Annotated in this window: 2 protein-coding genes; both read left to right on the top strand. The window is 52.8% G+C overall.

Annotated features, from left to right (window positions below; genetic code table 11):
- The first annotated feature begins 150 nt into the window (after nt 1-150).
- Nucleotides 151-279 (top strand): hypothetical protein, encoded by a 129-nt coding sequence (locus tag DTL42_RS26970; RefSeq protein WP_261341604.1) that lies wholly within the window; start codon nt 151-153, stop codon nt 277-279.
- A gap of 13 nt (nt 280-292) precedes the next feature.
- Nucleotides 293-14,695, top strand: coding sequence for a GEVED domain-containing protein (locus DTL42_RS20135; protein ID WP_114371405.1), 14,403 nt, complete (start codon nt 293-295; stop codon nt 14,693-14,695).
- The last annotated feature ends 162 nt before the right edge of the window (nt 14,696-14,857 follow it).

Genomic DNA, 14,857 nt, shown 5'->3' with positions numbered 1-14,857 from the left:
GACGTTTTTCGGATGCCAGAAAATGTCGTTGAACTTTCTGGGAATCCCGCAAGATGGCGATCTGAGACGAATGGGCGAAATGAATTGAATCCTCTAGCTAGAAATTGCAGTGTTAATTTGGGTAATTATAATCCGACTTGGGTCTACTAAATGTCGGCCATGTTCCCCTTATCTAATTTGCCGTTTCTCAATCGTGACCTAGCGGCCTTGTCACCCGATCTGCGACACGACGTTGCCGTCGAACTTACCTACTCAAGCACCAGCTTTTACGAAGAATAAGAAGGTTTGCCAAATGACCAATCGTCATGCGAGTAAGCTTACCCGAGCACAACGACGCGAACTAAACAAGAAGAGCCGCCAGCTTCGGCAGACCAAGCAGCGGCGTATGCAATACGAACCGCTCGAAGCTCGGCAACTTCTGGCTGCCGATTTCTCTCCGCAGTTGGTTAGTATCCAGCCCAACACCGGGGAACTGCTCGAAGAGAACGATGTGCGTGGTATCTCGCCTCGCTCTTTGACGTTCAACTTCGCTGAAGTCGGTGACGCGGGTGACTTGATCGACCCGACATCCGTAGCTGATGGCATCGTCATTTTTCGAGCTGGTCTAGACGGCAAGCTGGGCACGTCTGACGACGTCAAAATCACCGGACCAGGCTCGAATTTTGAAGGGTTCATTGGCATCGGCGATCAGCCTAGCCAAGTGGTGGTGCGATTTGGCGAGGCGTTGCCGGACGATATCTACCGAATTCAGGTGACCAGCGCCCTGAAAGATATAGATGGTGACAGTGCTAAGGCGTTTACTCGCAACTTCGAGCTGAACCTGGCTCCGCAGGTGATGTCGGTCGTACCGCAACCGGTTACACGAAATCAAGATACCGGTAAGCTCGAAATTGCTCGAGATATGATCTACGTCTATTTCAATGACGACGATCTCGACCCAACGTTGGCAAACAATCCAGACTATTACCAGCTGACATTCCAGTACGCAGACAACGACAGTTCAACGGCAAGCAATAACGATTTAGGTTTAGGCAACGATTCGCAATCGTTCTATCCAGAATCGGTTACCTACGATCCCGAGACCGACTTGGCGATGCTGAAATTCAGCGAGCCAATTGAAACGCTGATCGACGCTTCCGATTCGAATGCAGGCTATGCGACCGTTTTCCGTCTGCAGATTGGTGTTCGTGGTATCGCCAGCAAGGGATCGCAGATTCTCGACACAACGACCCTTAACGACGGCACCGACGCTGGTTCCAGCTTCGAGACCGCGTTCAACCTTTCCGACTTGGCGACCTCGGTTGATTTGCAGAGTTCGGATGGGCTGGAGAGCTACGCTCCTGGTACCAATCTGTTTGCCGGCAACAGCGAATTTCGTGTTACTCGCGGAGATTTGGCTTCCGTCAATCACACGACCTTTACCATCAACGATGGTCTAGGCAACTTGCGCACGTTCGAGTTGACTTCGGACGGAACTGCCACCACCGGCAATATCAAGATTGACATCAGCTCGCTCAATGGAACGACCACCGCCTTGGCGGCTGCGATTCGTGCTGCCATTATTGACGAATCTGACAATAGTGGTGGTACCTTCAACGTTACGGCCTCGACCGTCACTGGATTCAGTGCCGATCGGTCGCAACTGCGCGGCACGCAAGACAATCGTGTCAGCATGGTCTTAGGGAATAAGACTACTGGTTTGATTGTCGACAATACGCAAGCGTTGGTGATTCGGGGCAAGATTCAAAATACGAATCCGTACGATATCGCTTTGCCAGGTGGTAACGATGAGCCTGGCCACCGAGATATCGAAATTGGTGGCGAGAACCATCTCGATGGGCAAGACACCAACGGAATGGGTGTCACGATCCTGACGTATAACTTCCCCGAAATCTATGGCGTCGATCCTGCCAGTTCGACCGGGGAACTGCTGCACAATCAGATCACCGAAGCCCAAAAGCAACGTGCTCGCGAGATCTTCGAGATCTACAGCTTTTATTCGGGGATTACCTTCATCGAAGTCCCGAATGGTATTGTTGCGAATCTGGGCGTTGTTACCGGTGACTTGCGTGCTCTGGACCCAGAAATTCCGACTGGGCCTGGCGGAGCCGCTGGCTTGGCTGGCAGTGGGCTTGCCATTATGGAAACGGCTGACCACGACCAACCTGGCGACGATGAAGTTGGCTCGCGTTGGCAGTGGACCGCCTTCCACGAAATTGGCCACTTGCTGGGACTCGACCATACCTATGATCTGCCTATTGGCACGAACATGGGGCAAGATGAAAACAATCTCGACTTCGGCCAGAATGTCGAACGTTTGTTGCCAGGTGACTTCGATATTACCCACCTGCAGCACCTCTATCGCCCAGACGTGATCGATATCGATTTGTATCGTTTCGATGTGACCGAGCGAGGGACACTATCTGCGGAAATCGTCGCGGAACGACTGAACGATTCGAGCCGTTTAGATGCTGCACTCACTTTGTATCGTCGCAATGGTGACGGCAGTTACACAGCGATTGCACGAAACAACGATTACTTCAGCGAAGATCCATTCATGGAGCTGGAGCTGGAACCGGGGACTTACTACGTCGGTGTTTCAGCTAGTGGCAACGACGTCTACGATCCAAACATTGAAGACTCTGGCTTCGGTGGAACTTCTCAAGGCGAGTACGAACTACAGCTGCGATTTAGCCCCACCGTCAATGACTCGCTCCGCGATACCGGTTCGACGGTAGCGCAGTTGAACTCGATCGTTGTGCAAGCCGACGGCAGCGGGTTTGTCGATGGTTCAACGATTACGCTAAAAGACGGTAGTAATATCGATCGGATCTTCGAGTTTGATACCGATGGGCAACTTAGCTCTAACAATCACATTGCGGTACCGATCTTGGCGACTTCGCTGCAAAGCGAAATCGTAGCCGCACTGGTCAATGCAGTTAACGCTGTTGACTTTGGTGTCGATGCGACATCGACGGGGAATGTCATCAAGTTTAGTGGGCTGGCAGCCAATAGCCCGATCACGCTTTCCCCTGAGATTATTCAGAAGCAAGCAATTGTCGTTACCAGTGGCGCAGCCGCAGGTGCCGCATTAGACGGCGACCTGGATGGAATTGCGGGTGGGAACTACAACTTCTGGTTCCGTGCCGAGCCGTCAACCTACGACACTTTGGCCTCGAACGCTCCGCGTACTCTGTTTGTCGACGCTACCTATACGGACGTCGTTTCAACGGGCTCGATCAACCAGCCATTCAAAACCATTGCCGCTGCAATTGCTGCTGCGAAGAGTGCCAACCGAGGTGACGTGATCCGTGTGATCGGGTTGCCAGGCATCAATGACAAGTCAGAAACGCTTGAAGACAATATTGCCTATCTAATTGGTCGCGATCCACTGACCAATGCTCCGCTACGGGATGGCACCGATATTGTCATTCCGAAGGGTGTTACTTTGATGATCGACGAAGGTGCGATCCTCAAATTTAACAATGCCAGCATTCAGGTCGGCAGCACCTCGGTAACGGATGATCGCAGCTTTGCTGCTCTGCAGATCCTCGGTATTCCGGAGCGATACCAGCCCCGCACCGACGACAGCGGGAACATCATAGAAACTTCCATCGACAGCGAGCGTGTCGACCGTCGTGTTACGTTGACTTCCTATCGCGAAACCAAGTTGCTGAACGATCCAGATGCCGAGCTAGTAGGCAATGCCAGCTATCTGCAAGGGGATGCAAGCCCGGGCAACTGGGGTGGTATTCTCTTCAACCAGGAAGTCGATCGCGAGCAATTCCGCGGTACCTATTCCGATAGCGGCATTTTCCTTAACTCCATTATCGGTGCTGAATTCCGCTATGCTGGCGGTATTACCGAAGTCGACGGCGCGGACATTTCGCTCGCTCCGATTTACTTGGAAGAATCCCGCCCAACGATCAATTACAACGTGATCCGTTTGAGCGCTGGGGCTGCGCTTTCAGCCGATCCGAATAGCTTCGAGGAATCGAACTATACCGTCTACAAGGGGGCTCCTGCTGCGTTTACCCCTGATATCAAGCGGGTTGGTCCCGATATCTTCGGTAACCGAGTGGTTAACAACTCGACCAACGGTATGTTGGTACGCGTCAGTTCCAGCCCTGGTCAGCCGATCGAAGAAATGACGGTTACCGGTCGTTTCGACGATACCGATATGGTCTATGTGATCCAGGAAGCGTTGCATATTGATTCGACTCCTGGTGGCGCTTACTCCGATATGAATGACGCCATCAAGGTGAGTCATCTTTCCGATATTGAAGCAGGTAGCTATCTCCGCTTTATCGCCTTGTCGGATACCGGTCCGTACGACTATCGCACAATGGTTATCCAGTTCGTCAAGAGCGGACAAGGACAGACCATTACCGAAGGTGATGCCTACTTCAATCCTTACTTCGATCCGTCCGACAATAATTCACCGGTTTGGCTGGCTTATAACAAGGTCTTTACGATCGACCTTGATAGCGATTTAGCGTTGAACTATACCGAATCGTATCTTGCTGAATTGATTGCTGGTTACATCAACGAATTCCGAGATGGTCAAGCATTTGTTGATAACGGCTACTTCTTAAACATCGATGCCGAGACTAAAAACAGCATCATCACGATGCAAGGTGGATTCGATGCGACTTTCTTCGATGTCAATGGTTTGCCGCTAACCGGTCAAAGCATCAATGTCGAACCGGTTTACGTCGCTCGCTTCGATGCCAGCTTAGTCGTCGATCCGAATGTGGTCGTGAAGTTCAATGCCGGACGCATCGAAGTCGAAATGGGAGCGAATTTCATCGCCGAAGGTGCACCCGGTCGACCGGTTGTGTTTACCTCGCTGCATGACGATCGATATGGTTTCGGTGGAACATTCGATACCAACAACAACGGCGAGGCAACGCTGCCTTCAGAAGGTGATTGGAGCGGTATTTACTTCGCTCACGCTTCGTCGGGCAGTATTGATCAGGCTTTGATTGCTTATGGCGGTGGCGAATCGGGGGTCGCTGGTGGCCAGGCCGAATTTAACGCGGTTGAAATTCACCAAGCTGTTGTCCGAATTACGAATTCGACCTTCGAATACAACGCGGACGGCTACGATGAAACGGGACAAAACGCTGGTGGCGCAACCCGTAATGGCCACATGAGCAACGACAACGCGGTCATCTTCATGCGTGACTCGCAATCGGTTGTTGTTGGTAATAACTTCCGCTACAACTCGGCCAACGTGCTCAGTGTCGATACCAGTTCGCTCAGCTACGATCTGATCGTCGACTGGGGCCGTTCCACTGGGAATCTGGATGCCCAGCGAGGCCTGGGAGACAACCAGGGTGCCTTGATTCGTCGCAACCTGCTGACCGACAACGACCTCAACGCGATGGTTGTGCGGGGTGGTGTGCTGACGACGCAAAGTGTGTGGGACGATACCGATATCGTCCATGTTGTCTACGACACAATCTACTCAACCAACTTCCATACCTACGGTGGTATCCGCATCGAAAGTTCCGCAACGGAAAGCTTAGTTGTCAAGCTGTTCGGCGATAATGCCGGATTTGTTGCCACCGGGACTCAGCTAGACATCGATGATCGTATCGGTGGTATGCTGCACGTGGTCGGCCAAGCTGGCTTCCCGGTGATTTTCACCGATTTCCGCGACGATACGGTTGGAGCGGGCTTCGATCAATTTGGTAAGGCCCAGACCGACACGAACAATGACGGTAATGCCACCAAGCCACTGCCTGGTGCCTGGAAAGGTCTGACTATCGAGCAGTTTGCCAACGATCGCAATGTCCAGGTCGTGGTAGAAGCTGAAGCCAATAACCTGACCGGTAAGGGGATTAATGGAAGCCCGCTTACATCGCAATACCTGGGCCACTTGGCTCCGGACGAGTACGGCGGGAACGAGACGCAGCGATTGGGCTACGAGGTCAATGGTTACCTCAGCAACACTGCGGATGTCGATGTTTATAGCTTTGTCGCTCAACCAGGTACTGAAGTCTGGTTCGATATCGACAAAACCAGCTACTACTTAGACGTGGTCGTCGAGTTAATCGACGGTGACGGCAACGTTTTGGCCGCTTCGTCCAACTCATACGATCAATCGGGCGACAGCTTCTATGGTCAAAGTGGTCTGTTAAGTGTCACCAACCCGCTGCAGAAGTCGGGCTTCTACGACGAAGATCTGTGGTCGAACAACCCACGTGACGCAGGCTTCCGCGTGGTGTTGCCAGGACAAGCAGGAACCGCTCGAACCTATCATGTTCGTGTCCGCAGCAACTCCGATAATCTGACGTCGGTCGATGGCAACGTCATGGCCGGAACGACCTCTGGCGTTTACCAATTGAACGTTCGCCTTCGCGAAGTCGACGAACTGGCCGGCTCTTCGATCCAGTTTGCAGACATTCGCTACGCGGAAAATGGCATCTCGATCTATGGCCAACCGGGGCACTCGCCGGTGCTCGGTGAATCGTCGGAAAACGGTAACAACAACGATACCGCCGGCAACGCTCAGAAACTGGGCAATGTGTTGAATTCGGATCGCGGTGCGATTAGTGTCGCCGGTGAGCTCGATAACCTCTCTGGCTTGGACGTCGACTGGTACGAAGTTAACTTCGACTTCGATTCGATCCAGTCGATTGGTGGTACCAGCGCTGCCTCGGAATATGGTTCGCTAGTGATCGACCTGGATTACGCTGCCGGTTTCGATAATGCCAACACGATCGTTTCGGTATATGACTCCAGTGGTCGGTTGATCTTCATCAGCGACCGGGGGGCAGTGAACGATGACCTGCTGAACCCACAAACCCCTGGTAGTGCCGGGCTTGCCGATCAATCGCGTGGGTCGGCCAGCACAGCAGATCCGTACTTGGGCACAATCATGTTGCCTGCCGGAACGCCAGATAATCCGATCACCTATTACGTGGCGGTTAGCTCGCAAGCACAGACTTCGGTCCAGATGGATCAGTTCTTCAGTGCCAATGCTGCCAATACGTTGGTACGTTTAGAGCCGATCAATTCGGTTCGCCGGATTGTGGAAGATCATCTCGATGGGGTGGAATACTATTCGACGCCAACCGCCCCAGATTCGACCTCTATCATCAATACGGATGATACGAGCGAGAATGTTTCCCCCTACGTACTGGGCGACTTCACGTTATTCCTAAGCACCGATGCCGGAACGGAAACAAGCGACCTTTACGCCGTTGACCCATTCACTGGGGCAATTGAAACTTACATCGGCCGGGCGGGTCGTGCCTACGACGACATGGCGATGTCACCAGATGGCAAGCTGTACGCCTACCGTGTCGATGAAGTATCGCAAATTCGCGACTCGGAGTCGGGCGACTTCCTGCTCATTGATACCGGCAATGGATCGTATTCCACGGTTACCTCCAGTATCATTGGAACATACACCTCCAACAATGCTGGAAATAACTCCGTCCTAGACAACTGGCAGACGCCAGGTAACGACGGTTCTGGTATTGGGTGGGGCTATCAATTCCAGGCCGCAACGTTCCAAAATAATGGGAACAATATCTTCGGCTTGAATTTGTACGCTGTGGGTAATCGCGGTGGCGTTACCAACTCCACTCACCCACAGGCCAATATCTTGTTCGAGATGGACGCCAGCGATCTCAATGGCGATAGCTCGAATATCGGTATGCCAGAAAATACGCGGCCAATCAACATTGGTATTGTGACCGATGGTGATACTTCAGAAACGAATATTCGCACCGATCATACTGCCCGCATTAATACCGGTATCGACGTAAATCCTAATGGGTCCATCAATGCGATGGTTGCCACGAGAGCTACTGTAGGTAACTCGCAAGCTTCCTTGCTGGATGGGATGTACTACTTTGTCGATCCTGATGGGCCAGGTGGCGCCCCACCGGTGGCCTTCGAACTCGACCTCGGGAATGACTTCCGGTTGAACTTGAATCCTGGCGGGGCGGGCAATCGGTATATCCGAGATGGAATGAGCTTCGAAATGGAAGGCTCAACCCCGGAGACGATTCGGTTTCAAACCGGTGGCGTGATCAATACGACCAATTTCAATGCCGCGTTGGTCGACAACACCAATAACCCTGCTGCGAAGAGCTTTATCACCATTAGTGATGGCTTGGTAACCCGGCGATTTGTTTTCGATAACGTCGACAACGGTCAGCTCACCCTAGCCGCTAACGAGGTCCGCGTTCCATTTACTAGCACGTCAACCTCAGCAGATATCCGAACCGAACTAATCAATGCGATTAACGTCGCTTCGAACGGTTTGAATGTAACGGCTAACGGCACGATTGCGAATCGCATCTCGCTGGTCGGTGACACTTCTGCGTTGATTTCCGGCAACATTGGCGGAATTCAGATAGAAGGGACATACGATCAGACTTCGTCGGCTGGAGATATCGTTGTCAATGTGGAAGAATTCTGGTCGAGCAGTCAGGTGGCAAATGCCATTCAAGCCGCAGTCGCCGATGCGAATGCCAATGGTTTTACCAACTTGCAGGTAAGCGTCTCGGGCGAGCGGTTTAATTTCCTCGAAGCAGGTACCTCGGTTGGCTACAACCAGGTAAACAACGCCTTCGATGCGTTGCTGAATCCTGCTTACTCGGCTACCAAGGGTGTCACTGCGGGACGAGTTCCGGTTTATATCGGAGCGGGTTTCACAGATATTCAAGTAGCCAATGCTGTGACAGCTGCAGCAGTCGGAGAGGGCTTGGTTGCTAGTAATACTGTTGGTACTGCCAACAGCAGTGTGATAACCTTCGGTCCAAACGCAAGCATTACTACCAATACCACTTTCGATACGCCATTCAACACCGGTGGAAACGCTACCAATGGCTTGGTGACCGGTATGGCTTGGATCGGAGAGAGTATCTATGCCGTTACCGACACTGGTGGTTTGTGGCTTTTGAATCCTGGTGGTAACCTTGGACTCGGCGGTGACGAAGTTCCTGCCGACTTTATCACCAGCATTACCGATGAAAATGGAAACGCGCTCAATTTCCAGAGCCTGACTGCGGGGCCATCACGGACTAGTGGGGGTGTTACTAACACTGCTTACTCGTCGGTCTTGTTCGGTGTAACGAACAATGGGGATATCTATGCGTTTGACGCCAACGGTGCGGCTCAGTTCGTCTTCCAGGGGAACAAATCTCATCTCTCAACAGGGATTGGTGGTGCCCGAGGTCTACAGTTTGGCACCCTGAACGAAAACCTCTGGCATGTTACGGGGAATCGCGAGCAAAACTCAGCTGGCCATGGCGTTTCGGTGCCGGTCGACAATACCCGTAATGCTCAAAGTGGGGGAAGTAGCCTCTACTTTGGCAACCAATACGACGCCATCGGGGTCAATGGGAACAGTCAGGGTAACGCCACCACCAACGACTATAACTTCCCTGGCGATGCCCACGGTACGGTGATCACCGATCCATTCAGCTTGTACGGGTACAATGCTTCGGATATGCCGACATTGTACTTTACGTACCTGTTGGATACGGAGGACCAAGATTTTGACTATGGACCAAATCCAGATATGCCGGCCACGGATGCCTTCCGTGTCTTTATTGCGGGTGATGATGGGGATTGGCAACTTCTAGCTACCAATAACACGCTGCGGCAAAGCGACACCGGTAATAATCCGGATGATGAGTTCGACACAATCGGTAACGCCAGCTCTGCTGCCGTCGACGAAGCATTACGAGCTGATCGTCAAAATGGTACCGAAGGTGTGCAAGCAATGTTCGACAACACCGGTTGGCGACAAGCACGCATCGACCTGGGAGTATTCGCCGGACAAGAAAACCTGCGTCTACGCTTCGATTTCTCGACCGGTGGTTCGGTTAACCTTGGTGGATACCACAGTACCACGGGGAACAATCTCAACACCGAAGAACTACGTGTGTTGAAGGGATCGAAGATGGCTGATGGTGGGACGTTTACCGCCAACGACTATATCTACAACCAATCTGCGGACTTTGAATTCAACAAGGGACAGTCGTTCATCTTCGATAGTGCTGGCCGTGTGGCCGATGCTTTGAATCCATTGGCCGCGCCAGACAAGAATACTTTCACACTTGTCGCTGCTGCCGCTGGAAACCCTTCGTTTACCTTTGAGTACGTGTTGAATGCAGTCGATGCTGCCGCTGGAAACGTACCGATTGTGTTCTCGTTGAACGACTCGGCCAGTGAGATTCGCCAGAAGACTCAAGCGGCGATTCTAGGGGCCTTCGGTGCAAATGGAGGTGTTTCGATCTATGACGAAGCTCCCGATACCTTCAACATTCAAGGCATCCTCGACCTGGATCAGGCCGACGCAGCCTTTGGCATGACGGTCATTGGTAGCTCGGCAACGACTCCTGGCATCGCGGTAATCAACTACAACAGCGAAACAACCGCTGAAGAGTTGGCAGAAGAAGCCCAACGAGTAATGAACCTAACAATGGCCCCCCAGGCGTACGCCCAGGGCTATGAGATGTTCACTCGCTTCCAGGAATTTATTTACGGTAACGGCTACTCTTTCGATACCAACGATAGTGGCCTAGGACACGATGAATTCCTGCAAGGGGATGATTTCGGTTACGCCAGTGAAGCGCGAGTTGGTCGCGAAGACGCGGCGAATTCCAACGCGAAACAGCGTGGCCAAGACAACCTGCATCGCGGGGTGTTCTTCGATGACATTATCATCGGCTTCGCTGAACGAGGCGAAATGGTGACCAATGCCACCACCAACAACGCCTTCATTCATAACGATGATTTGCGTGAAAATGAGCTGGTGACTGGTGAATATCAGCTTGAGATCCGCCGTGGTACCGACTACGCAGCACCTGAGTTAGCTGAGCTCTTCGGACTTGACCGATTTGACTTGTGGATGACCCCTGGTTTCGACTTCGATACCAACGACCGACTTGACGAGTCGTACACCATTCGGACTGCTTCGGGGGATGTGATTGGTAATGGTGACCGAATTCGTGTCAGCGACGGTACGAACTGGGTGACCTTCGAGTTCTTCGATCTCGACTCCGTAACCGAACGTCAGAAACGTGGCTTGGCGGGAACAGGTACCCGTACTGCCTACGATGCAAATAACAACATCTACAGCATCGGTTTCTACAATACCGATTCGGACAGTCAGGTTGCGGCTCGGTTGATGAATGCCATCAACGATCGCAGCGGCCAGGTTGCTCGTGGCCTGATCAATACCACCAATACCGGGTTGGGTGTTTACGCCCAGATGAACTCGCGTAGTGGGACAACGACCAGCAATCGAGTTGACTTGTCGCCAGCGACGACTTCCGATGTGGTAGTCGTCGAATACGATGTTCGTTCGGACGATTCGATTCGCGAAGCGTACAGTTTGGACCTGCGTGGTGACCTGGTTACCGCAGGAACTTATGCTGAACGCGACATCTGGGGCATCATTGGTGATAACGATTCTGTCAACAAGATGGATGGAATTGCCGATGTCGATGTCTATAAGTTCTCGCTAGTCAAAGACCAAATGGTCGAATTCCGTTTGGCCACGGCGTTTGCCAACACGATTGGTGTCGAAGGTATGCTGCGGCTGTTCGTTCAGAACGCCAACGGTACTTTCTCGGAAGTCGCGATGACGTTGCTGGAAGGTGCGACGGAAGACGTTTACTCCTATACGGCTGCGGCAACGGGCAACTACTTTGTTTCGATCGCGGCTAACCCAGCCCCACTTCCTGCCAATGGTGGCCAGGCAGCAGCATCGTTGGGCTACGACCCAACCAAGGTGCCCAAGAACGACGCTGGACGTCAGGTAAAGACCTACGAAGGCCAGTATTTCATCAACATGCGAGTGGCCGATAACTTGGACACGGCAGTGCAAAACGCGAATATGTATTTGGCGGTAAATCGAATTGCGAATCCCGAAACGGATGACAACGTTCGACTGTTTACCAATCCAATCACCGGCGAAACGAACGAATCGATCGATATCATTCGGTATGACTCGTGGGTTACCAATATTTTGGGTTACAACTACGAATTCAAAGCCGAAGGTGATTCCAACCGACGACGGGATCAAGGGCAGATTATCATCAGCTCGAACATCATCTCGAATTCGGAAAACTACGGAATCTTGGTGGATGCTGGCGACCGCTTGACAGTGGAAGATCAGGAATCGGATAACAACCGACCGCACCAAGGTCCTCCGCTCAACGTACCTTCCGCCGCAAATACGCGTCGCCTGGCAACTGGTGTCACGATTACCAATAACGTGGTCTTCTTCGATGCGAAAGACAGCAGCAACAACGCTCTGTCCAACTCTGGGGCCATCCTCTACAGCGGCGACGCTCAGGGAGGTAGCCTAGGAGCCGTACCGTTCGGACGCATCGTCAACAACACACTGTACGGTACCGGCAACGGTGACGTCGGTGTTCGTGTTGAAGAAGCTGCTGGCCCAACGTTGATGAACAACATCATCGCGAAATTCGCGACCGGTATTCAGGTTGCTGATGCGACCTCGAAGGCCAACACGGTCATCTCCCGAACGTTGTTCAAAGACAACGGAGCCAACTCGCCTGATGTTGGCACCGGTAGTCTGCCGGTCATCTTGGGGACCGACGACCCGTTGTTCGTGGACGCGGCTGGAAGAAACTTCTACTTGGCCGAAGGCAGCCAGGCAATCGACTCTGCCGTTGATGCCATTCAAGAGCGGCCTGAAGTTAGCCAAGTGGTCAACCCGCTGGGTATCGACAGCACGCCGATCTTGGCCCCAGAACGCGATATTACTGGGCAGTTGCGTGTCGACGATCCGAATGTTGTTTCCAGTGGCGGTGTTGGTGGAGTAACCTTCCGCGACATTGGTGCCTTTGACCGGGCCGACTTCACTGGCCCAACCGGTTACTTGTTCGATCCGCAGGATAACGATGCTGAGAATAAAGACCTGGATAAGACCCCGGACATTGTCCAATGGATTTCCGGTCCGCTGACCAACATCTCGATCCAATTGCTGGATGAAGGCGAAATCTCGAACCAAGTCCAAGGGACCGGGGTCGACGATTCCACGGTGAGCACCAAGTCGGTCACGTTAGAGATTGTCTCTTCTGGGCAATCGGTCGTGTTGCAGGACGGTATCGATTATCAATTCGATTACGACGCAACCAATAACATCATCCGCTTGGTACCGATTTCCGGCGTCTTCCAGCAAGGTGTCCTCTATAAGGTAACCCTGGACAGCGATCCGAACTCGGAATACGTGATTCGTGACGTCGCTAATAACCCGATCGAGTTCAACAATCAGGTCGATGACGGCAAGGGGAACCCTGTTGGTGAAACACGCTTCCTGATTCAAGCTGGTGGCCTGGTCGATTTCGGTGATGCCCCAGATACCTACGGCACGCTGTTGGAATCGGACGGTGCTCGTCATAACCTGGTCGATAACTTCTACCTCGGTTCAAGTGTTGATGCAGAGATCGACGGTCAGCCGACTGCTGACGCCAGTGGTGATGGATCGACTGACGACGGGATCTTCATCCGTACGCCAGATCCAAACAACGCTGGGTCATACCTCAATTACACGTTGCGGGATAACATCACCAACGAAATCTATATCACGGCAACCGTACCATCGGGTAGCAAAGCCTACGGTTTTGTGGATGCTTGGATCGATTTCAATCACAACGGCAACTTCGATGACCCTGGTGAACAGATTCTCGTTAGCCGAGCACTGACCATCGATGCGATCAATCCAGCAGGTTCGGCATCGGGCCTGGGGCAGTTGATCAAGATCAGCGACCTGCCAGAAGACTTCCAGATTGGCGATACGATTGCTCGCTTCCGCTACAGCAGCACCGGTGGCCTCTCGTCGACTGGCTTGGCAGCGGATGGTGAAGTGGAAGATTACCAAGTCACCATCGGTGCTCCTGCGGTTAACCCATGGCACAATAGCTCGAAGCCATTGGCCATTACCAAGGGAGATAGCAGCGTTACCGGGCTCGACTTGAACTACCTGGTTAGTGAAATGCGAAACCGGGTTTACACGTACGGTCCTAACGACGTGCCAGCTGGCAAAGCGGTTGGTGATTTCCGACCAGCCTACGACCCTGACACGATTGATCCAGCCATGGTTCCGGCGTATCTCGACGTCAACAACGATCGTAAGGTCACGTCGGATGACTTGGCTCTCCTGCTGAACTACTTCACCACAGCTTCGACGGTTAGCCCGGAACCGCTCGATGGCGAAATGATTCAGACCTCGATGATTTCCGGCGAATCGACTACCGGCAATCTGGCCAGCCCGATCGCAGTGGAATCGCACGAGATCGTGGCCTCGATCAGCAGTCCTGTCACGCCGGCCACCAGCCCGACGACGACTTCGCTGCAAACCGATTCGTTGGTTGGTTCGTCCTCCTTCATGGCCTTCGCACCGACCTACTCGGAACTGCAGATGCGACCAGCAGCGGAACTGATGGGGCTAAGCACCGTCAGTATCTCTGAATCGCAGTTCGCGGTTGAATCGTACGTCGACGAAGCGATTGCTCTGGACGAACTGTGCGAGGACGATCACTTCGGTCAACTGATCGGTGACATGGCGGACGATCTAAGTGCGACATGGGATGCCAAGAACTTCAGTGACGACACGGAGAACGCCGATAGCAGCGAAGATGACTTGGACGAACTGCTGACACTGCTCAGCAGCGATTCCAGCAGCGATGGCTAATCGGCACTGCTGAAAACCTGAAATGAAAAACGCCCGCAGCATATAAGCTGCGGGCGTTTTTTTAATGCCCCTCCCCTACCCTCGTAAACCCGCTTTGCCTGAACTGGTTGCTCGAAAATACCTTTGTTTCCTCCTCTGGATGGCTAGGTTGTGATTGACTCT

This window comes from Bremerella cremea, assembly GCF_003335505.1.
GTDB classification, from domain to species: Bacteria; Planctomycetota; Planctomycetia; order Pirellulales; family Pirellulaceae; genus Bremerella; species Bremerella cremea_A.
Note: the sequence above shows the minus strand (reverse complement) of the source record. Positions and strands in the feature narration are given on the sequence as shown.